Origin of the sequence: Pseudomonas sp. TKO26 (assembly GCF_003225665.1) — a bacterium.
In the GTDB taxonomy this organism is placed as follows: Bacteria; Pseudomonadota; Gammaproteobacteria; order Pseudomonadales; family Pseudomonadaceae; genus Aquipseudomonas; species Aquipseudomonas saponiphila.
In genome coordinates this window covers 62,477-83,277 of the sequence record NZ_QKLN01000005.1, presented here as the reverse complement: position 1 = coordinate 83,277, position 20,801 = coordinate 62,477, and the positions used below count along the sequence as shown (strand labels likewise).

Here is a 20,801-nt window from a genome sequence, read left to right as displayed (position 1 = left end):
CCGACAAGCAGGCTCCTACAGGGCACTGAAGGTTTGCGCCAGGCCTTGCTCGGCGAATTGCTCGATGACGAAGTCGACGAATGCCCGGGTCTTGCCCGGGAGCATCTTGTGCTCGGCGTAGTAGATCGAGGTGTAGCCATCATCGACGTACCAATCCGGCAGGACCCGTTGCAGCGCGCCGGAACGCAGGTAGTTGACGGCAAACGGCATGCTCACCAGGGCCAGCCCCAGGTCCTGGGTGGCAGCAATGCAGGCCGCCTCGGAATCGCTCATGGTCATGCTGGCCTTGAGTTCCAGCGGACGCACGCCACCTGTACGGCCAGTCAATTGCCAGGAGCGGATGCGCCCGGTCTGCGGGGAGCGGATCAGAATCCCCCGGCAACGCTGCAGATCCTCCGGATCGCGAATCGGCGGCTGGGCTGCAAGATAGCTCGGGCTGGCCACCAACACCCGATGGGCCGGTGACAGGCGGCGGGCGACCACCCCCTGAGGCAGCTCGAAACCGCCGCCGATGGCAGCATCGAAGCCCTGACCGATCAGGTCCACTTGGCGATTATCAAAATGCCAGTCTGGCTGGATGTCCGGGTAGCGCTGCAGGAACGCTCCCAGCATCGGCACGATGTACAGACAGCCGAACAGCGTTCCCATGCTGACCTTGAGCGTGCCTGCCGGGCGCCCCTGGACGGTGGACAAGCTGCTCACGGCGTTCTGAATGGTCTGCAGGCTGTCGCTGACCTCTGCCAGGAACAAGCGTCCAGCCTCGGTCAGGGTCAAACGCCGGGTGCTGCGCTGGAACAGCCGAACACCCACCCGGGTTTCTAGCTTGGCGACACTCTTGCCCACCGCTGCCGGAGTCAATCCGAGGCGCCGCGCCGCCTCGGCAAAGCTGCCGACTTCAGCGCTGCGGACAAAACATTCGATACTGCTGAAAGCTTCCATACCTCGTCACTCTAAACTTCTGGTTTACACAGAGTATAGGAATTACCCGCTACACAGCGGCCAATCCGCGGTCGATACTCGACACCAAGCACAAGGCAACCCGGCCTTGAATCTCTGGAGAAACACATGAGCAAGCACAACCTCAGCGGCAAAGTGGCCTTGATCCAAGGCGGTTCTCGCGGTATCGGCGCCGCCATCGTCGAGCGCCTGGCCGCCGAAGGCGCCAGCGTCGCCTTCACCTACGTCAGTTCCGCGAGCAAGGCCCAGGCCCTGCAGGACGGCATCCTCGCCAAGGGTGGCAAGGCGCTGGCGATCCAGGCCGACAGCGCCGATGCCGAAGCCATTCGGGAGGCCGTGCAACGTACCGTCCAGGCCTTCGGCCGCCTCGACATCCTGGTCAACAATGCCGGCGTGCTGGCAATCGCCCCGCTGGACGAGTTCAAGCTGGAAGACTTTGACCAGACCCTGGCCATCAACATACGCAGCGTGTTCATCGCCACCCAGGAGGCCGCGCGGCACATGGGCGAAGGCGGACGCATCATCAATATCGGCAGCACCAACGCCGAGCGCATGCCCTTCGCCGGTGGTGGCCCCTACGCCATGAGCAAGGCCGCGCTGGTAGGCCTGACCAAAGGCCTGGCGCGGGACCTGGGGCCACGGGGCATCACCATCAACAACGTCCAGCCCGGCCCGGTGGACACCGACATGAACCCGGCCAACAGCGACTTTGCCGAAAGCCTGCTGGATCTCATGGCTGTGCGTCGCTACGGCCGTGCCGAAGAGATCGCCGGTTTCGTGGCCTACCTGGCCGGCCCCGAAGCGGCCTACATCACCGGTGCCAGCTTGACCATCGACGGTGGTTTCAGCGCCTGAAGGCCGCGGGCAAAAAAAAGCCGGGCCACCCATCTCAGGTGGCCCGGCTCCCTAGTGGCTTGCGGCTGGAAGAAGCCCGGCAATGCCCGACTTCCAACGCACGAGTGCCACTCTCGCCCGCTCAGTCCCAGATCAGATGGGGCAAACCGCAGGTCACAGGTTCAAAACCCTTGAGCGAACGCAGAATCCTGTCGGCATGAGCAAACTTGGCATCGGCCATGGCCGGATCGGGGACCGCGATCACGCTCATGCCCGCAGCCCGGGCAGCGGTCACGCCAAACGGCGAATCCTCGAAGACCAGGCATTCCTGGGGCGCCACGCCCAGGCGTCGGGCGGCGGTGAGGAAAATGTCCGGCGCCGGCTTGGCCGCCGTGACTTCCGGATCATCGGCGGTGACGATGGTGTCGAACAGGGCGAACCAGTCGCCATGACGGGTGGTTTTCTCGCCAAAGGACATCTGCGACGAACTGGTGCCCACGGCAATGGGGATCCGGTGATCCTTCAAGTGGCGCACCAGTTGCTGGGCACCCGGCATGGCTTCGGCGCGGGGAAAGCGCTCACGCATCAACGGCTCGCGCATGACCAGGAACTCCTCGGCACTGATGGGCAAGTCCAGGGCCTGCACCACGTAGCGCGCCAGATCAGCGGCCCCGCGACCGATGATGTTCTGCTTGATGGTCCAGTCGTAGGTGCGGCCATAACGCTCGGCGATCATCTGGGTGATCTCGGTGTAGATGCCCTCGGTGTCGAGAAGCAGGCCATCCATGTCGAAAATCACCGCCTTGATCGGCCCCAAATCATTCAACTGTGCATTCATCACATCGGATCCGTTAGCAAAGGTACATTCCAGGGAGCGGCTCAGATACGGCCCGTGTTCTTGGCAACGCGTCAATTAAAGGGTTCAGCAGCATAGCGGCGGGGCTGGGTCAGGAGCAACCAAGGAGCACGGCCAAGGTTGAGGGAATGGCATCAGGCATCGTCCGAAGAGTCGTCCTCCTGCGCTGGTGGCGCCTCTAGCAACGGCACTTGCGCATCGTCCATCAAGGAGCCCGGATCTTCGTTGCCCGGGTCATTGATCACCTGCGGTTCTGCGCTGGGTGGCTGGGTTGTGCCTGGAGTCTCGCGGGACATGATCGTCTCCTGGAATATCGCGGTTGGCACCGTTGAGTATGGTGAAGCCTGGACCTGCGCGCACAAAAAACCCGGCACAGGGCCGGGTTTCTTTGCACAACGCGACGATCAATGACGCTTCTTGTGACCCATGCTGCTACCCAGGGCGCCGCCCGCCGCGCCGCCGATACCGGCCCCCCCGGTGGACCCGGTGCTGCCGCCCAGCCGGTTGCCGATCAGCGCCCCCCCTGCCGACCCCAGGCCACCGCCAATCGCCGCTTTGGCCCGGCTACCCTTGCGCGCGCCTGCCGCACTGCCGGCCGCCCCGGCCACACCCGCACCAATGGCTGCCCCGGTACTGCCACCGAGCTGCTGGCCGACCACGTTGCCCAGCGCACCGCCGAGGCCGCCACCGATGGCTGCGGTGCCATCGCCGGCCATTGCGCCTTGAGCCAGCAGAAGTCCCACAACCAGGGCAGGTAAAGTTGAACGCATGACTTGAACCTCAAAATAAGACTATAGAACCGACTTGTAAGACCAGCGCTGCGCCGCTCCAGCGGCGGCGTCACAGCAACACCGGGTTGCTTTCCGGTGGCTTGGACAGCTGATTTTAAAAGAGTTTTATCAGCGCGCAAAAAAAAGCCCGCTGGGGAACGGGCTAGGGGTATTGCGTTTAACGGATGGTCTGAGCGTACTCAGGCAGATGTGAAGATTCTGTGAAAAGACACTACCGCTGGGAGCGACACCGACAGTTCCTTCAACTCACAGATCCCGCGGCAACTTCAGCTCACCTGACTGAAGATGTTCAGGCCAGATCGGCGACGGACAGCCCCTTGGAAGACTGCTGCTGCAACGATCCGACCTCCACCCAAGACGCTCATGCGCAGCGCGAATCAATGAATGCTGCGGATGTTGCCTTTGTTGCCTTTGACGGTGACCGAGACTTTCTTGAAGACAAAGTAGTTTTCTTCGTTCACTTCATAACGCGGAGCAACGATCAGGTCGGCACCCGACGATTTGACGGCCTTGTAGGCCGCTGCGGACTTGACCGAGCTGACCGGGTCCAGACCCAGGCCACCCAACGCACCACCACCATCACCGCCGTAAGCGACACCGTCAGCGAACTGGCTATCGCCGCCAAACTGCAGGAAGCCAAACAGAATGTTCACCGACGACTGACCCGAGATCGCCTCGCCCACTGCCACGTCCGCCTTCAGGTCAGCCTTGACCTGACTGTCGATAGGCGCCGATGGTTGGCTGATGTTGTAGCTGGTGCAGCCGGTGGCGGCGGCTACGAGGGCGGACAGGGCGAAGAGTTTGAAAATAGCTTTCACGTTTATTTCCTTATCGCTTTTCATTTATAGGCATCATCGCTGGATGCACAGCCCCGCTTTGATCGGGATAAGGAACATATCGCCAGTTATAGCCAATTGAGATAAGAGGATTCCCAAATCACAACAGAACCTTCTTTACCGACCTCTTCGCACTGGCGATAAACAATTAATACGGCTACTCAAACTCAATAAAAAATTTAATACACAAACTACCCTGCCACTGAAGCATGCTCCTGACCTGCAACACCGTTGAACCCGACCTGTTGACGGCTCTTACCCACGGCACCGCAGCGCCTGGGAAACGCCTCCCGACTCCGGTAAAAAGCTTATCCGCCCCGCCCTTGCCAACGTCGCACCCTGAACACACCCTCCACACGCCTCCATTGAAACGTCAGGTCTTTCAACATCTGTCATCGATAATTCGCGGACAATAAAAAACCCCGCATCTGGCGGGGCTCTTATAACTGAACTTTACTTTCTCTTCGGCAATGCCTTGGGGAAAAACATCGTATTACTGGCGACCGGCAGCGGTGCAGTTTTTTTCCTGTTACTCACGCTGACCCGAGATTGATCTTCCACTTCAAATGCGGCCTGACCGCAACGCACCAAGTTGTTGATTGGGAACTCATCCCCGTTGTCTTCGATATAGGCAAGACTCCTCATTTCCCAGCTCCCTCCAACAACCGATCAGTACCGGCAAGCTCCTGATTGCCTGGAAAATACTGACCGTCACGGCAGATCAGACTAGACAGTCATTTACCGACCTGCCGTTCAAAATCGCCGGACACCGACGAGCGGCCAAGGCACCAGAAGCAAAGCTGATCCAGGACAATCTTTCGCACTCAACCGGGGCGGTGGCAGAGCCGGTCGACCAGACTCACAAAAATCGTCAACGGCCACAGGACCAGAGCAAGCCTGCACGCACGGGCCGCAACATGTGCAACGGACAGGGCCAGAATGCAAAAAACCCCTGGCTTCTCGCGGAAGCCAGGGGTTTTCTGTACATCGAATGTGGCGGTGAAGGAGAGATTCGAACTCTCGATACAGTTTCCTGTATACACACTTTCCAGGCGTGCTCCTTAAGCCACTCGGACACTTCACCGTATCTCGTCAAACCGATTCAGTCTGTCGAGGCGCGCTAATGTAGTCGATAGCTTTTCAGATGGCAAACTTTTTTTTCAGAATTTTCATGCGCTTAAGATCGATCCGTCGTTGCAGGGGACTCGGGCCCTGCAGCAACAAGGCAAACCGGCCATTCTTCAGCCTTGCCTCTGGCCATATAGAAGAAAGCAGGCACGGCCGGCGGCGCCGCGCAGGCCAATGCCCGGCCTTGCACCTGACTCATCAGTCAGCCACGGCGCTTTACCAGATCGGTCGTGGTGAGTAACTTCTGCTGCACTTCAATACAAGGAATTGCGTCATGAGTGAGTTGATTTCCTACCATCTCGAAGACGGTATCGCGACCCTGACCTTGAGCAATGGCAAGGTCAATGCCATCTCCCCGGACGTGATCGCCGCTTTCAACGCCGCGCTGGATCAGGCCACCGCCGATCGCGCCGTGGTGATCATCACCGGTCAGCCGGGCATTCTCTCCGGCGGTTACGACCTCAAGGTGATGACCGCTGGTCCCAAAGAGGCCGTGGCGCTGGTAACCCAAGGCTCGACCCTGGCGCGCCGCCTGCTGTCCCACCCTTTCCCGGTGATCGTCGCCTGCCCGGGTCACGCGGTGGCCAAGGGTGCCTTCCTGCTGTTGTCGGCGGATTACCGTATCGGCGTCGACGGCCCCTTCAGCATCGGTCTTAACGAAGTGCAGATCGGCATGACCATGCACCATGCCGGCATCGAGCTGGCCCGCGACCGCCTGCGACGTTCGGCCTTCCATCGTTCGGTGATCAATGGCGAGATGTTCGACCCGCAAGGCGCGGTGGATGCCGGCTTCCTCGACAAGGTGGTGAGCGCCGAGGAATTGCAAGGCACGGCCCTGGCCGCCGCACGCCAGCTGAAGAAGATCAATATGCTGGCCCACAAGAACACCAAGCTGAAGGTGCGCAAGGCCCTGCTGGACACCCTAGACAACGCCATCATCCTCGACCAGGAACACATGGGCTGAGTCGCCCGTGTGGAATGAATCGGCCCGACCTGCGTGTCGGGCTTTTTCTTGCCTGGCCGAAATGCACAGACAAAAGCCTCTAGAGCGCCGCTGACACCGGTTAGCGGAAACATGTACTTAAACATCGCCCATCTCCCGGCTGAGAGCGGCAATTGCCGAAAACAGTGCACATCCGTACACTGCGCCACCTTTTGTCCCCGGTGGGCCGTTTAGATGCTGTATCTGTTTCGTATGTCGCTGATGGGCCTGCACTTTATCCTTGCCGGAAGCCTGGGGCTGCTGCTTGGACTGTGTCGTCCATTCAACCCGGACAACAGTCGCCTGTGCGCCCGCCTCTACGCCTGGCCGGCGATGTGCATCCTGCGCCTGCGGGTCAAGGCCGAAGTCGGGCCGCTGATGGACAAGCCTGAAAGCTGCGTGATCATCGCCAACCACCAGTCCAATTACGATTTGTTCGTGTTCGGCAATGTAGTGCCGCGGCGCACGGTGTGCATCGGCAAGAAGAGCCTGAAATGGGTGCCGCTGTTCGGGCAGCTGTTCTGGCTGGCGGGCAATGTCCTTATCGATCGCGGCAACCCGCACAAGGCGCGGCGCTCCATGCTCACCACCACCCATACGCTGCAACACAAGGACACCTCGATCTGGGTCTTCCCCGAAGGCACCCGCAACCTCGGCGAGGATCTGCTGCCGTTCAAGAAGGGCGCGTTCCAGATGGCCATCGCCGCCGGCGTGCCGATCGTGCCGGTGTGTGTCAGCAGCTACATCAAGCACATGCGCCTGAACCGCTGGAACAGCGGCAAGATCCTGATCCGTTCGCTGCCGGCAATTCCCACCGCCGGGCTGACCATGGACGACATGCCGCGGTTGATCGCCCAGTGTCGCGAGCAGATGCGCGAATGCATCGCCCACATGGATCGCCAACTGCAAGCCGCCTGAACCGCGAGCCCGCCCCCACTGCCTGCAAGCCCGCTCCGTGCGGGCTTTAATTTGTCTGCGAACTCCAGCTCCGGCAGTGACTCTGATGCTGCATTGCAGGCTAAGCTGCTGATTTGTAACCGCCCCATTGATAAGAAGAAGTGAAGCAGAGCCATGGGTAGAGTTGTTGCTGCCGCCGTGTACAGCGGCGGAAAGAAAGTCACCGATATCAGCCTTGACGAAGGGGCTGCCTGGGCCGCGAAACCCGGCCACTTCGTGTGGATCGGCCTGGAGGAACCCAATGCCCACGAACTGGCCAATCTGCAACGCCAGTTCAACCTGCATGAACTGGCCATTGAAGACGCCCTGGAAAAGCACAGCCGCCCCAAGCTGGAAACCTTCGGCGACGCCTTGTTCATCGTCACTTATTCACCGGTGCGCACCGAGGGCAAGCTGGAGTTCATCGAAACCCACATCTTTGCCGGCAACGGCTACATCATCACCGCACGCAACGGTCACTCGGCCTCCTATGGCTATGTACGCCAGCGTTGCGAGGCGCGCCCCCTGCTGCTGGAGCACGGCGAGGACTTCGTCCTTTATGCGCTGCTGGATTTCGTCACCGAGAACTACCAGCCGGTCAGTGAGGCCATCCATGGCGAAATCGACGAACTGGAACGCAACGTCCTGTGCAATTCGCTGAACGAGCGGGACATCCAGAACCTCCACGGCCTGCGCCGAGACGTGCTGCGCCTGCGCCGCTATGTAGCGCCCATGGTGGAAATCAGCGAGGAGCTGCAGAAACTCAGCTTTCCGTTCATCGACAAGAACATGCGGCCGTATTTCCGTGACGTGCAGATTCACGTCACCAGGCAGATGGAGGATTTGTCGACCCTGCGCGATATCGCCAGCCAGACCATCGAGATCGGTGTGCTGCTGGAGGCTTCACGGCAAAGCATCGTGCAGCGCAAGTTCGCCGCCTGGGCGGCGATTCTGGCGTTTCCCACCGCTGTGGCGGGGATCTACGGGATGAACTTCCAGAACATGCCGGAGCTGAGCTGGCACTACGGCTACTTCGGTGTCTTGGGTTTTATCAGTGTCGGCTGTGTCAGCCTGTGGGCCAGCTTCAAGCGTTCCGGCTGGCTCTGAGGGAATGGGCCCCGGGCGCGGACGCCTGGGCCCATGCAGGTCATGCGACCTCGGGTTTGTGGGCGACGAAACGCATCATCCACTCCGCAACGGTGGTGCCGTGGTGCTCGTGTTCGAGACTGGCCAAGCCCTTCTGGTAGATCCTCTCGCCGAGAAACTCCTGGCGCAGATCCAGCAGCGCCCGGGAGTAGTCGTGGATGAACTCAGGGTGCCCCTGGAAACACAGGACCTGGTCATTGATGTGATACGCAGCATAAGGGCAGAAATCGCTGGAGGCGATCACTGTGGCGTTTTCCGGTAGCGCGGTGACCTGATCCTGGTGGCTGATCAACAGTGTCAGTTCCTCCACCACCGGGCTCATCCACGGCGCCTTGGCGGCCAGCTTGTAGCTATGGGTGCCAACGCCCCAGCCTTGAGTCGCCCGCTCGCTCTTGCCCCCCAGCAGCAACGCCAGCAACTGATGGCCGAAGCAGATGCCCAGCAGCTTGTCGCCGCGCTCGTAGCGGCCCAGCAGGTAGGTCTTGAGGGTTTGAATCCAGGGATCGGTGCCAAAGGAGTCGGCCTTGCTGCCGGTCACCAGGTAAGCGTCGAACTCCAGATCGTCGCTGGGATAATCGCCCTGGACCACGTTGTAGACGCTGAACTGGGCGGCAATGGGTTGCTGGGAAAACAGGCGCTGGAACATCTGCCCGTAACCCTGATATTGATCGACCAACTCGGGACGCAGGATATCGGTTTCAAGAATGCAGATGCGTAGCGACATAAAAAATTCCTGACAAGGTGATGGCAATAATGAACAGCCCAGAGCCTGCCTTGAAATACCACGGCAAGGCAAGCCCCGGGCCACTCATTGAGCGTCCGTCAACCTCAGAACCACTGGCCCTGGCGAGCCTTCTCCAGGAGCAGGGTCGGCGGGGCGAATCGTTCTCCGTATTGCTGCGCCAGGTACTGCGCACGGGCGACGAAATCCTTCACCCCGTACTGATTGATGAACTGCAGGGCGCCGCCGCTCCAGGCAGCGAAACCGATGCCGAAGATCGAGCCGATATTGGCGTCCGCCGTGGACTGCAACACCCCCTCCTCCAGGCAACGCACGGTTTCGATGGCCTGGATGAACAGCAGGCGGTCGCGCACGTCCTGGGGCGAGATCTGTCCATCGGCGCGATAGAAGCGCGTGTGCAACTCTGGCCACAAGTGCTTCTGGCCGCCGGCCGGGTAGTCGTAGAAACCGCCGCCAGCGGCCTTGCCCGCACGCTTGTCGTCATTGAGCAACTGGTCGATCACAGCAAACGCCGGATGCTTGATCGGCGGCTTGCCTTCAGCCTGCAGGTCCTTGGCGGTCTGCTGACGGATGTGACTCATCAGGCTTAGGGAGACTTCATCGGAAATCGCCAGCGGCCCTACCGGCATCCCGGCCTTGCGCGCCTCGGTTTCGATCATCGGCGCCGAAACGCCTTCGCCGAGCATGGCGATGCCTTCATTGGTGAAGGTGCCGAACACCCGGGAGGTGAAGAATCCGCGACTGTCGTTGACCACGATCGGGGTCTTGTTGATCTGCAACACGAAGTCGAACCCACGGGCCAGGGTCGCAGCGCTGGTCTGCGCGCCCTTGATGATTTCCACCAGGGGCATCTTGTCCACCGGGCTGAAGAAGTGCAGGCCGATGAACTTATCCGGATTCGGCACCGCCGTGGCCAACCCGGTGATGGGCAGGGTTGAGGTGTTGGAGGCGATCACCGCTTCACCGCCGACCACCTGCTGCGCGGCCCGGGACACCTTGGCCTTGAGCTCGCGATCCTCGAACACCGCCTCGATGATCAGGTCGCAACCGGCCAGGTCGGCGTCCTCGGCGGTGGTACGGATTCGTGCCAGGATCGCGTCACGCTGCTCGCGACTCAGTTGCCCGCGCGCCAGCTTTTTCTCCAGCAGCGCCGCCGAGTGGGCCTTGCCCTTCTCGGCCGCCTCGACGCTGATGTCCTTGAGCACCACCTCGATGCCCGCCACCGCGCTGACGTAGGCAATCCCCGCCCCCATCATCCCGGCCCCCAACACCCCGAGTTTTTTCGTGGTCTGCGGCGCGATGCCCTGAGGGCGCGAGCCACCGGCATTGATTTCATTGAGCTGGAACCAGAAGGTGCCGATCATGTTCTTCGCCACCTGGCCGGTGGTCAGCTCGGTGAAGTAGCGCGTCTCGATCAGTTGCGCGGTAGCGAAATCCACCTGGGCGCCTTCGACCGCGGCGCACAGGATCTTTTCCGGCGCGGGGAAGCAGCCCTGGGTCTTGGCCCGCAGAATCGACGGGGCAATGGCCAGCATCTGCGCCACTTTCGGGTTGGCCGGCGTGCCGCCGGGGATCTGATAACCGCGCGCATCCCAGGGCTGCTGGGCCGCCGGGTTGGCGAGGATCCAGGCCCGAGCCTTGGCCAGCAGCTCATCGCGATCCGTCGCCAAGGCGTCGATCAGGCCAGCTTGCAGCGCCTGCTGCGGGCGCACTTTCTTGCCTTCCAGCAGATACGGCAACGCCTTTTCCAGGCCGAGCAGGCGCACCATGCGCACCACCCCGCCGCCACCGGGCAACAGGCCCAGGGTGACTTCCGGCAGGCCGATCTGTAGCGATTGATCGTTCAGGGCCACCCGATGATGGCAGGCCAGGCAAATTTCCCAGCCGCCGCCCAGGGCAGCACCATTGATAGCCGCGACCACCGGCTTACCCAGGGTTTCCAGCGCGCGCAACTGGCCCTTGAGGGTCAACACCATGTCATAGAAGGCCTTGGCTTGCGGCTTGCCGACCTTGATCAGTTCATTGAGGTCGCCGCCGGCAAAGAAGGTCTTTTTCGCCGAGGTGATGATCACCCCGGCAATCGATTGCTGCTCGGCCTGCAGGCGCGCCACGACGCCGGCCATGGCCTCGCGGTACAGCTCGTTCATGGTGTTGGCGCTCTGGCCCGGCATATCGATAGTCAGGACGACGATCTGGTCCTGGCCCTTTTCGTAACGGATGGCATCGGTCATGAAGATGATTCCTTGAAGACGGGGCTCAGAGGCGTTCGATGATGGTGGCGATACCCATGCCGCCGCCGACACAGAGGGTCGCCAGGCCGTAGCGCTGGCGCCGGCTTTCCAGTTCGTCGAGCAAGGTGCCGAGGATCGCGCAGCCGGTGGCCCCCAGCGGATGGCCCAGGGCAATGGCGCCACCGTTGACGTTGACCCTGGCCGGATCGATGGCCATGTCCTTGATGAACTTGAGCACCACCGAGGCAAAGGCTTCGTTGACCTCGAACAGATCGATGTCCTCGACTCGTAGCCCGGCCTTAGCCAAGGCCTTGCGGGTGGCCGGCGCCGGACCGGTGAGCATGATGGTGGGGTCGGTGCTGGTGACCGCCGTGGCCACGATCCGCGCCCGGGGCTTGAGCCCCAGCTCCCGGCCCTTGGCCTCTGAACCGATGAGCATCAGCGCCGAACCGTCGACGATGCCCGAACTGTTGCCCGGGGTGTGCACGTGGTGGATGCGTTCGACATGGCTGTAGACCCGTAGCGCGGTGGCGTCGAAGCCCATCTGCCCGATCATTTCGAAACTCGGCTTGAGGCTGCCCAGGCCTTCCAGGGTCGAGTCGGCGCGGATGAACTCGTCATGCTCCAGCAAGACGATGCCGTTCTGGTCCTGCACCGGCACCAGGGACTTGGCGAAGGCACCGCTGGCCCGGGCCCGGGCCGCCTTCTGCTGGGATTGCAGGGCGAAGCGGTCGACCTCCTCGCGGGAGAAGCCCTCTAGGGTCGCGATCAGGTCCGCGCCAATGCCCTGGGGGGTGAAATGGCTGTGCATATTGGTTTCCGGGTCCAGCACCCAGGCCCCACCATCGCTGCCCATGGGCACCCGGGACATGGACTCGACGCCACCGACCACCACCAGTTCCTCGAACCCCGAGCGCACCTTCATCGCACCGAGGTTGACCGCCTCCAACCCCGAGGCGCAGAAGCGATTGATCTGCACGCCGGCCACGCTCACATCCCAATCCGCGGCCTGAACGGCGGTCTTGGCGATATCGGCCCCTTGATCGCCGATGGGCGTCACGCAACCCAGGACCACGTCGTCCACCTGGCTGGTGTCCAGTTCGCAACGCTGTTGCAGCGCCCGCAACAGGCCGCCCACCAGGTTCACCGGTTTCACGCTGTGCAAGGCGCCATCGGCCTTGCCTTTACCACGGGGCGTGCGTAATGCATCGAATATCAACGCTTGGGTCATGACGTCCTCGAACCGCTGTGCAGGGGAAAATGTCGAGCCCTCACCTTAGGCGCGACAGCCGTGGATTCAATGACCGATGCGCTCAGCCGCCTTGACGCTGACGCTCAGACGAACGGTAGGCAGCTAAGCGATCGCCCGATAAAGGGTCGCGAGCTGTCTAGCCAAAGGGCGACCACCCTGTATGTCAGTGGATTTATAGCGTTTTCAGGGATTGCAGCTATAACTTCATACGAATTGGATCTAAGCCAGAGGATTCAAGGCCCCTAAGGTAGAAACTGTAGGAAGTTCCGGACGGACTCTGCATCGGGACAGGTCAAAAAAAGGACACATAACCGGCCCACAATCATCTTCAGGACCGGCATGCATTGATGCTCAGGAATAACAACAAAAGGCATTCAGCCATGTTCAAACATTCGAAAGTACGTCAGGCGGGGCTCATCCTCTTCGCAACCACATTGCTGTTGATCTTGCCGAACCTCACCAGAGTGATCGGCTGATACGTGGTTGCTCGACCAACCGACCAGCACCCAGCCCCCGGTTCTCGCCGGGGGCACGCTGTCGTCTGCCCATATTGCTGAGCCACGGCAAGGAGGAGGATTCATGTCGCCACCGACCCGCTCGTGCGGGAGGGCCAAGACCCGCTAGCCAAGCGCGACTATTTCGGTATCTTGAACCACGCCAAACACGAAGAACTCCGGGACGCTTGGTCGACCCAGTGTCGCCACCCTAAGACCTGCAGCCCGGTGAAGCCTCCCCCACTGACGAAGATCCGACGGCCATCCATTGAAAGCTCTCCTCCTTTGCGCTGCCCTCCTGACCAGCAGCCCGCTGTACGCCGCCCAACTGCTGATCGACCTGGGCTCCGGCAGCCGCACCTGGCAGACCGAAGAACTGCTCAAGCACCCCGCAGCGCAGACCATCAAGATCAAGGACGATGTGTCCTACCACCGCGACATGCAATACCGGGCCGTGCCCATGGCGGCCCTGCTCAAGGGACTCAAGGCCGATGACCATGTGCAGGCCGTGGCCCTGGACGGCTTCGCCGCCGAACTGAACGCCGCGCCTCTGCTCGACACCCAGGGCTCCCAGGCCTGGCTGGCCATCGAAGACCCGGACAAACCCTGGCCTCGACTCGCCGCGGACAAACCCGGCGCCGGGCCTTTCTACCTGGTGTGGACGGACCCGCAAGCCGGGCATATCAGCCCCGAGCAATGGCCATTCCAGGTGGCGCGCATCCAGCGCCTGGCGCCGGTGGCGGAGCGTTTTCCGGCCCTGGCTCCGGACCCGAAGCTGGCAAGCAATGATCCGGTCAACCAGGGCTTTCGCCTGTTCCAGAAGAACTGCCTAGCCTGCCACCGCCTGAATGCCGCCGGTGACTCGCAGTTCGGGCCGGACTTGAACATTCCCTACAGCCCTACCGAGTATTTCAGTGGCGACTTTCTCAAGCGCTACATCCGCGATCCGCAGAGCCTGAGGCGCTGGCCCCAGGCCAAGATGCCCGGGTTCGACAGCAGCGTGTTGCCGGATCAAGAGCTGGAGTTGTTGCTGGGCTATCTGCGGCACATGGCGGGGCGCAAGCAGCTGCCTTGAGCTGATTCGGGCGTTGTCTATCGCCTGGATAGCCAGAGTTGATTTCCCGGTCGGCTCAGGCGGGCGGATAATCGCGTCCATCGAGCAAACACTTCGCCAAGCCTGATGAAGTCGCTGCTGCAACCTTGATGACGCCGATGACAACCGGGTCCGGGCTCTCCCGACCGGTTCCCTCTCCTGACCGGTCTTCCCTTTTAGCCACCCTCTCGGGTGGCTTTTTTTAACTTTGAGCGCCCTTGAAACGCAATTGGCCGACCCGAGGGCCAGCCAATTGTCGATCTTGATGCCAATGACGCCGGGTTATACCAGGCGCCCGCGAATCTCCTGCTTCACCCCCCATCCTTCAATGATGCCGCCCAGAGGCTCGACCACGGCCTCGAAGTCCTGCTCAAAATCCCCGATGCCGCCATGGGTGGCGTACATCACCTTGCTCAGTTCCAGATACCAGGCGCCGTCATCACGCACGCTGACCTGGGCGTTCAAGGATTCACCGCGAAACTGTCCTGCCGCCCTGCGCGCCCGCTCCTCGTCCGGAAAAATGGCGTAGAACTCGATGGGATGGAATCGTGAAAAATCAAAACCGCCTTCTTTCATGCGGCGCAGCACACTGCTGCTGAGGTCTTCTTGAACGGCTGTGCTCATGAAACGTCCTCCTCAAACCGATGGATAGACTTTCCGCGCTTCCCGACTCGCCGACCACAGTGACCGGCATCACGACCCGGGGGCGGGCCGTCAGGAAACAAGCATGGAGCTGACAAGATCAGAGCTAGGCGAAGAATTTGCTGATCTCGTTTGCAGATTAGCGCCAACGTCTGGGCGCCGCCAGAAATAGCTGCGCAAGCAATCTCTGTCGTCTCTAGATCGGCGTGATGCGTAGAATCTGAATGCTGTTCTGCTCTTTCAGGCTCTTGAGAGTGGGGGCTTCGATACGTCCGTCCAGATCATTCAGATCCAGTTCGGCACTGACCGGCAGCAACTTGGCCCTGACCAACTGCGCGGCCCGCTCCAGCGTCGGCTCCTGCTCGCAATCGAAGTCCTCGACGGACTGGACACCATGATCATCCACGAAAGTGACTTGCCACTTTTGCATCAGCGCCTCCTCGATAGCCCTGTCAGTGGGCCTACAGCATCTCGACCTTGAGCCAGAGGCAAACGTTCCGCGACAAGGGCAGGCCAGCCAAGAAAAAGGCCGCTCGGAGGCGGCCTTGATCGAACCCTTGGACCGTCAGCCGGTCACGGCTTTTCGGCACGGGTCTTGAGCGCCTTCAGGGTGTTGAAAGGGGCGTCCACCACGAACTTGTTGGCCAACCAGGACGGCACGCTGCCACCAGGCTCGGTGTGCACCTGATAGGTCACTTCGACCTGATCGGCACCTTTGGGCACGAACTTCCAGTAACCCTCGACCTGGGATACGCGCACGAAACCTTTCTCTTCCGGGATGTAGGTCGGCACACCTTCCAGCTTGCGGGTCAGACTGCCGTCTGCGGCTTCGCTGGTAGTGATGTGCAGCACCGAGTCACGCGCAGTGACCGGCCAAGGCGTGTTGAACTGGGTGTAGGTCCAGGTTTGATCGCCTTCGTGCTTGAGCAGTTTCTGGGTCTTGCACTCATGGATCCAGGCGCAGGCACCCACCACGTCTTCCTGCAATGCACGCAGCTTGGCGATGGAGGTCTTCATGGTGGTGACACCACGGTATGCCTTGTATTTGGAGCCGGCCACTTCACTCAAGGAAATCTTGATGCCGTCTTCGTCCTTCGCCGTTTGCCAGTCTTCGGCGTGGGCCGTTGCCGACAACAGCACGGTGAAGCCACAGAGCACAGCCATTCGATACAGCGAACCCATTGTCTTATTCCTTATTGTTGAAGTTCCGTTCATTAAGAACACTCTAAGCCGCTGTCACTTGTTCCCACCATCCGAGCAAGCGGATGGCATCTTCCCGGCTTTCGCCGCACACCTCGGGATCTGCCTGAAACGCGCCGCACACCGCTGGCCGCTCCGGCCTACCGAACAAGCCACACAGGTGTTCGACAGACAGGTGCAGGCAACGTTCTCCCGCCGGCTTGCCATTGGGCATTCCGGGGATCGGTGAGCTGATGGAAGGGGCAATGCAGCAGGCGCCACAACCTTCACGGCATTTCATGACGAAAGCTCCTCGCGACAAGCATAGTGTTGAATGACGCCGGACAAGAGTAACCGCTAAAACAGCCGTTTAAAATTACTCAAAGAACGGATTTGACGCACAACCGTGCGTGACTGATCAGTCTCCGACAAAACGTCGCTGCAGCCAGTCACAAACAGGTTGAAGAATTTACTGCTTGAATTCGAAATCCAGGGCCGCGCCTTCGATTTCACGACGCTCCTCATTGCGCAACTGCAACTGCATTTCGTTGCTCAGCAAGCGACCATTGAGTTGGAACGGACTGCTTTCCTTGGGCTTCTCGCCAAACATCTGCGGCAGCAAAGGTTCGCGCTTGGGCAATGGCACACTGCCGACAGGTTGCAGATGCTTGACCATTTCCGGCGGTAGGCTCAGGTCCAGCTTGGGGCTCTTCAACGGCGTCTTGATGTCTTGATAGGCCCACTTGGATTTGGGCTTGGCTGCTGCCTTCTTGCTTGCCGGCTTGCTCTTGCCAGCGCTGGCCTGGGCTTTGGCCTTGCTCGCCGAGGTCTGCTTGGCGGTAGCTGGCTTGCTCGGGTGGGTGCTGCTGGCAGCCGGTTTATCGGTGGCCGAGGCTGCCTGGACAGGCGTGACAGCGACAACTCCCAACAGACAGGCAGATAACCAGATGGCAGGAAAAAAGGCATTCATAAAGGCAGGTAGATCGACAAAAGGTTTCCTATGCTCGCTTGTTGCAAGCCCCATGACAAGCACAGGGCCGCATTGTTTAAAAACCGCCGGCTGCCTCCTGGCACAACTGGCTGGCGAGCATGCCCAGGGTCATCAAGGCCCGCTCGGCCTCACGATTCCAGGGGGTGCCGCAATTGAGCCGCACGCAGTGGTTGAACTGCTCGGTGTTACTGAAGATCAACCCCGGGGCAATGCTGATGCCCTGCTGCAGGGCCCGCACATGCAGTTCCTGGGTGTTGACCCGCCCAGGCAGGCTGACCCAGAGAATGAAACCGCCATTGGGCCGAGTAATCTGCGTGCCTTCCGGAAAGTACTGCTGCACCGCCAGTTGAAAGGCGCTGAGGTTCTTGCGGTATTCCTGGCGGATGTAGCGTAAATGCCGGTCATAGCCGCCGTTCTCCAGGTACGCCGCAACGCCCATCTGGGTCACGCTGCACGCCGAATGAGTACTGAAGGTCTGCAGGCGCTGGATCTCCTGCTGGTACTTGCCGGCGATCATCCAGCCGATGCGCACCCCCGGTGACAGGGTCTTGGAGAAACTCGAGCAGTAGATCACCCGGTCCAGGCGGTCATAGGCCTTGAGGGCCTTGGTGCGCCCTACCTCGAACATCAACTCGCCGTAGATATCGTCCTCGACCACCTGGATATCGAAGTCCGATGCCAGACGCAGCAACTGCTTCTGCCGCTCCTCCGGCATGGTGCCGCCCAGGGGGTTGCTCAGACGCGTCGTCAGGACCAGGGCCTTGATCGACCACTGGTTGGCCGCCAGTTGCAGCGCTTCGAGGCTCATCCCGGTGGAAGGATCGCTGGGAATCTCGATGACCTTGAGCCCCAGCAAATCCGCCAGTTGCAGCAATCCGTAATAGGTCGGCGATTCCGCGGCAATCAGATCGCCTGGCCGGGTCAGGACCCGCAGCGACATCTGCAGGGCATCGACACAACCGTGAGTGATCACCACTTCCGAAGGGTCGACCACCACACCGGCATCACGCATGCGAATCGCCACCTGGCGTCGCAGTGGCTCGAAGCCCGGACTGAACATGTAGCTGAACGCCCGTGGGCTGTGAAACCGCGTGACCTTGGCCAATTGCTGGTGCAATGCCCGCACCGGCAGGTAGTCGACGCTGGGCACTGCCGCCCCCAGAGGAAAGACCCCTTCGCGACGGGACTCCACCAACACCTGCTGAATAATGCTGCTGCGGGTCACCAGCCCCGGACGCTCGACCCGGGCAATGTCCGGCGTAGGCGCAGTCAGCGCCGGCGTCTGGTGCACGTAGTAACCGGACTGGGGACGCGCGCGGATCAGCCCCTGGTCCTCGAGGTTGGCATAGGCCTGGAGCACCGTGGCGTGGCTGACGTTGAGCTGCGAGCTCATCTTGCGTACCGACGGCACGCGCTCCCCCGGCTGGTAGACACCACGGCGAATATCCTCAGCCAGCTGCTGAGCGATACGTTGATAGAGCAAGAGATTGGTCATGGCACAGCACTCGATTTCACGGCGTTTTATTCTTGTGTGAAACAATACCGGCACAGTTTAGAAGTGTACTGGGACAGTTCCTACAATAGTCGAGGACACCGGGCAGTGAAAAGTAGAACTGTAGGGTTTTTGTGAGCACCTTGGCAGACATAAAAAAACCCGACGCCTAGCGGACGTCGGGTTTTTCGGGGACAAGAGGCGTTTCAGCGAGCGGCGCCCAGCTGGCCCTTTTCGTCGGAGAAGACGATTTCCACCCGCCGGTTCTGCGCCCGGCCACGCTCGGAGGCATTGGCTTCCACCGGGTAGTCGTCACCGTATCCTTCGACCTGGATCCGCTTCTCGTCGATCCCCAGATCCACCAGCACGTCTGCCACGGCCTGGGCTCGATCGCGCGACAGCTGCAGATTGTTCTGACGTTCACCGGTGTTGTCGGTGTAGCCCTCAATGCGCACGACACGCTTGGGGTTCAGTTGCAGAAACTGCACCACCTTAAGCACAGTGCGATTGGCCGAGTTCTTCAATTCGGCCTCGCCGGTGTCAAACAGCACGTCGCCCAGTGTCATCACCAGGCCACGGTCGGTCTGGGTGGTCGCCAGGCTGATGATCTGCTCCTCCAGCCACTTGCCCTGCTGTTGCACGCTCAACAGTTTGGCCTCACGCAGGGCCAGTTGCAGGCGTTGTCGTTCCAGTTCGAGCTTGGCGGCGCGCTCCTGGTTCAACGCCTGATCCGTGTGCTCCCGGGCAATCTCGCTGTAACGACGACTCAGGTAGGCATAGTGCTCCACATCGGCACCGCTGCCCCAGTAGGTCGACAGCCGATCGGCACGGGCCAGGGATTCTCCGGCGCGTATCACGTCCTTGGGCGCGATCCGCAACACATTGGAGTCCTCCTTGACCTTCTGGAAGTCGGCACCGGCTTGCTGCAGGGCTTCCTCGCTGTGCTGGCCGGCACAACCATAGAGACCGGCGCAGGCCAACAGCAACGCGCCACCGAAGATCCGGGTCGAAAGGCTCATTGGGCATCTCCCAGTTGCTTGCGCAGGCGGGTGATGCGGGTGTTGAGCTCGTTCACCTGTTCCTGGCTCTTCTGGGTCAGGACCTTGGCCTCGGCCAGCCGAGCATCCAGTTCTGCCTGTTCGGCACGCATCCGCGCCTTCTTGTAGGACTCATCCTGCATATTGCCCTGAGCCCGGGAGAACTTGTCTTCGGCCAGTTTCAACTCAGGCATCGCCTCGGCCGAGGCCCCCACGGCCTTGGCTTGCTCCAGTGCCTGGGCAGTGAGGCGCATTTGCTCGGTGGGCGCCGGATCGGTTGCACAACCCGCCATGGCCAACAGGGCCAGGGCAGGGAAAAGAGGTCGAATAGTCACACGTGATTCCTACGGTTTTGGGCTGCTGACGGGTTGCTGCAACTGGGCCTTCCAGCGCTCCAGATTGCGCTGCAGCAAGGCCTCCGTCAGACCGGACGCGGGCAATTCTGTCATCTTTTTTGCCAGCTGTCCGCGCAACCATGGGTCATTGCAGGCGGAGTTGTGGGACAGCGCGAGAAACAGTCCCGGTTTGTCGATGGCCTGGGGAAACGCCTGCAGATCCGCCGCCATCCCCAGGGACTGGGCCATGGCCATGCCCGCATAGCGCGGTGCCAGGACATAGTCCACTTCCCCCAGCAGCAAGGTCTGGAAGACCTGGGTCAGGTTCGGCAGGCGCTTGAGTTGCAAGTGCTCCTTGGCCACGACCTGAAAGGGCTGGGTCAAGCGGGCCTTTTCCGAAACCGCGCCCGGATGGCCGGCCAGGTCCGCCACCTGGGAGTAGCTCAGGGTCGAGTCCTTGCGCGTCCACACCAGATAGTCGTTCTGCACCAGCGCCGGGTGGATGTAGTCCAGCGACTCCAGCTCATTGAAGGTCAGTGGCGCATCGGCCAGCAGGTCCATGCGCCCGCTGCGAACTTCATCCAGGGCTTCGGAACGTTTGCCGGCGTACAACAACTCGACCTTGAGCCCCAGCTCCCCCGCCACTTGCTGCAGCAGGTCGGCACTGGCCCCCATCAGGTGCTTGGGGTTCTGCGGGTCTTGCCACAGGTACGGCGGTGCGTCCGGGCTGCCGGTCACCACCAGACGCTCGCACTTGCCTGCCGCCAGTGACAGCGCTGGCAACAACGCCAGGCTCAACAGCGCTGCCCAGCCCCCCATGCGGTGCAGATCCATGGCGATACCCTCC

The 20,801-nt window shown here is 61.1% G+C and carries 23 protein-coding genes and 1 tRNA gene; 5 read left to right on the top strand and 19 right to left on the bottom strand.

Going from position 1 to position 20,801, the window contains the following annotated elements:
* Nucleotides 1–15: 15 nt before the first annotated feature.
* Nucleotides 16–939, bottom strand: a complete 924-nt coding sequence (locus DNK59_RS09330) for a LysR family transcriptional regulator (RefSeq protein ID WP_110723023.1) — start codon at nucleotides 937–939, stop codon at nucleotides 16–18.
* Nucleotides 940–1,065: 126 nt separating this feature from the next.
* On the opposite strand from DNK59_RS09330, the gene DNK59_RS09325 reads away from it, so the two are divergent.
* Nucleotides 1,066–1,812, top strand: coding sequence for a 3-oxoacyl-ACP reductase family protein (locus tag DNK59_RS09325; protein WP_092316734.1), 747 nt, complete (start codon nucleotides 1,066–1,068; stop codon nucleotides 1,810–1,812).
* A 121-nt stretch (nucleotides 1,813–1,933) separates the two neighbouring features.
* On the opposite strand, the gene DNK59_RS09320 is transcribed toward DNK59_RS09325, so the two are convergent.
* The 6 genes from DNK59_RS09320 to DNK59_RS09295 form a co-directional block, all read right to left on the bottom strand.
* Nucleotides 1,934–2,629 (bottom strand): HAD-IA family hydrolase, encoded by a 696-nt coding sequence (locus DNK59_RS09320; RefSeq protein WP_092316736.1) that lies wholly within the window; start codon nucleotides 2,627–2,629, stop codon nucleotides 1,934–1,936.
* A gap of 152 nt (nucleotides 2,630–2,781) precedes the next feature.
* Complete coding sequence (locus DNK59_RS09315) at nucleotides 2,782–2,943, bottom strand: hypothetical protein (RefSeq protein ID WP_177431224.1); 162 nt, start codon at nucleotides 2,941–2,943, stop codon at nucleotides 2,782–2,784.
* A gap of 108 nt (nucleotides 2,944–3,051) precedes the next feature.
* On the bottom strand, nucleotides 3,052–3,417 hold the full coding sequence (locus DNK59_RS09310; RefSeq protein ID WP_110723022.1) for a bacteriocin: 366 nt from the start codon (nucleotides 3,415–3,417) through the stop codon (nucleotides 3,052–3,054).
* A 398-nt stretch (nucleotides 3,418–3,815) separates the two neighbouring features.
* Nucleotides 3,816–4,280, bottom strand: a complete 465-nt coding sequence (locus DNK59_RS09305) for a hypothetical protein (protein WP_371920271.1) — start codon at nucleotides 4,278–4,280, stop codon at nucleotides 3,816–3,818.
* Between the two features lie 447 nt (nucleotides 4,281–4,727).
* The gene (locus DNK59_RS09300; RefSeq protein WP_016964335.1) at nucleotides 4,728–4,919 is read right to left on the bottom strand and encodes a hypothetical protein; all 192 of its coding nucleotides are present in this window, start codon (nucleotides 4,917–4,919) and stop codon (nucleotides 4,728–4,730) included.
* A 349-nt stretch (nucleotides 4,920–5,268) separates the two neighbouring features.
* Nucleotides 5,269–5,358 (bottom strand) — tRNA-Ser (locus tag DNK59_RS09295).
* 318 nt (nucleotides 5,359–5,676) lie between these two features.
* Here DNK59_RS09295 and DNK59_RS09290 point away from each other — a divergent pair.
* The 3 genes from DNK59_RS09290 (at nucleotide 5,677) to DNK59_RS09280 (ending at nucleotide 8,427) form a co-directional block, all read left to right on the top strand.
* Nucleotides 5,677–6,366, top strand: a complete 690-nt coding sequence (locus DNK59_RS09290) for a crotonase/enoyl-CoA hydratase family protein (RefSeq protein WP_060838269.1) — start codon at nucleotides 5,677–5,679, stop codon at nucleotides 6,364–6,366.
* 213 nt (nucleotides 6,367–6,579) lie between these two features.
* Nucleotides 6,580–7,302: a 1-acyl-sn-glycerol-3-phosphate acyltransferase gene (locus tag DNK59_RS09285; RefSeq protein ID WP_060842876.1), complete on the top strand. Its 723-nt coding sequence runs from the start codon at nucleotides 6,580–6,582 to the stop codon at nucleotides 7,300–7,302.
* A gap of 153 nt (nucleotides 7,303–7,455) precedes the next feature.
* Nucleotides 7,456–8,427 (top strand): magnesium and cobalt transport protein CorA, encoded by a 972-nt coding sequence (locus DNK59_RS09280; protein ID WP_110723021.1) that lies wholly within the window; start codon nucleotides 7,456–7,458, stop codon nucleotides 8,425–8,427.
* Nucleotides 8,428–8,467: 40 nt separating this feature from the next.
* On the opposite strand, the gene DNK59_RS09275 is transcribed toward DNK59_RS09280, so the two are convergent.
* The 3 genes from DNK59_RS09275 to DNK59_RS09265 form a co-directional block, all read right to left on the bottom strand.
* Nucleotides 8,468–9,190, bottom strand: coding sequence for an amidotransferase (locus DNK59_RS09275; protein ID WP_110723020.1), 723 nt, complete (start codon nucleotides 9,188–9,190; stop codon nucleotides 8,468–8,470).
* A 104-nt stretch (nucleotides 9,191–9,294) separates the two neighbouring features.
* A complete protein-coding gene (locus tag DNK59_RS09270; protein WP_110723019.1) occupies nucleotides 9,295–11,439 on the bottom strand; it encodes a 3-hydroxyacyl-CoA dehydrogenase NAD-binding domain-containing protein in 2,145 nt (714 codons plus the stop codon).
* 25 nt (nucleotides 11,440–11,464) lie between these two features.
* A complete protein-coding gene (locus tag DNK59_RS09265) occupies nucleotides 11,465–12,670 on the bottom strand; it encodes an acetyl-CoA C-acetyltransferase (protein ID WP_110723018.1) in 1,206 nt (401 codons plus the stop codon).
* Between the two features lie 783 nt (nucleotides 12,671–13,453).
* Here DNK59_RS09265 and DNK59_RS09260 point away from each other — a divergent pair.
* Nucleotides 13,454–14,260: a cytochrome c gene (locus DNK59_RS09260; protein WP_110723017.1), complete on the top strand. Its 807-nt coding sequence runs from the start codon at nucleotides 13,454–13,456 to the stop codon at nucleotides 14,258–14,260.
* 300 nt (nucleotides 14,261–14,560) lie between these two features.
* On the opposite strand, the gene DNK59_RS09255 is transcribed toward DNK59_RS09260, so the two are convergent.
* The 9 genes from DNK59_RS09255 to DNK59_RS09215 form a co-directional block, all read right to left on the bottom strand.
* On the bottom strand, nucleotides 14,561–14,902 hold the full coding sequence (locus DNK59_RS09255; RefSeq protein ID WP_016964989.1) for a ribonuclease E inhibitor RraB: 342 nt from the start codon (nucleotides 14,900–14,902) through the stop codon (nucleotides 14,561–14,563).
* A 214-nt stretch (nucleotides 14,903–15,116) separates the two neighbouring features.
* Complete coding sequence (locus tag DNK59_RS09250; protein WP_092316752.1) at nucleotides 15,117–15,350, bottom strand: hypothetical protein; 234 nt, start codon at nucleotides 15,348–15,350, stop codon at nucleotides 15,117–15,119.
* Between the two features lie 143 nt (nucleotides 15,351–15,493).
* A complete protein-coding gene (locus tag DNK59_RS09245) occupies nucleotides 15,494–16,102 on the bottom strand; it encodes an START domain-containing protein (RefSeq protein WP_110723016.1) in 609 nt (202 codons plus the stop codon).
* 43 nt (nucleotides 16,103–16,145) lie between these two features.
* On the bottom strand, nucleotides 16,146–16,400 hold the full coding sequence (locus DNK59_RS09240; protein WP_082729197.1) for a YkgJ family cysteine cluster protein: 255 nt from the start codon (nucleotides 16,398–16,400) through the stop codon (nucleotides 16,146–16,148).
* A 168-nt stretch (nucleotides 16,401–16,568) separates the two neighbouring features.
* Entirely contained in the window at nucleotides 16,569–17,069 is a 501-nt protein-coding gene (locus tag DNK59_RS09235) for a hypothetical protein (protein ID WP_016964985.1), read from the bottom strand.
* 76 nt (nucleotides 17,070–17,145) lie between these two features.
* Nucleotides 17,146–18,585, bottom strand: a complete 1,440-nt coding sequence (locus DNK59_RS09230; protein ID WP_011060145.1) for a PLP-dependent aminotransferase family protein — start codon at nucleotides 18,583–18,585, stop codon at nucleotides 17,146–17,148.
* Nucleotides 18,586–18,788: 203 nt separating this feature from the next.
* Entirely contained in the window at nucleotides 18,789–19,601 is an 813-nt protein-coding gene (locus tag DNK59_RS09225; RefSeq protein WP_092316756.1) for an OmpA family protein, read from the bottom strand.
* Nucleotides 19,598–19,954 (bottom strand): DUF4398 domain-containing protein, encoded by a 357-nt coding sequence (locus DNK59_RS09220; RefSeq protein ID WP_016964456.1) that lies wholly within the window; start codon nucleotides 19,952–19,954, stop codon nucleotides 19,598–19,600. The genes DNK59_RS09225 and DNK59_RS09220 overlap by 4 nt, the downstream gene beginning before the upstream one ends.
* A gap of 9 nt (nucleotides 19,955–19,963) precedes the next feature.
* A complete protein-coding gene (locus DNK59_RS09215; RefSeq protein WP_110723015.1) occupies nucleotides 19,964–20,788 on the bottom strand; it encodes an ABC transporter substrate-binding protein in 825 nt (274 codons plus the stop codon).
* Nucleotides 20,789–20,801 lie beyond the last annotated feature (13 nt).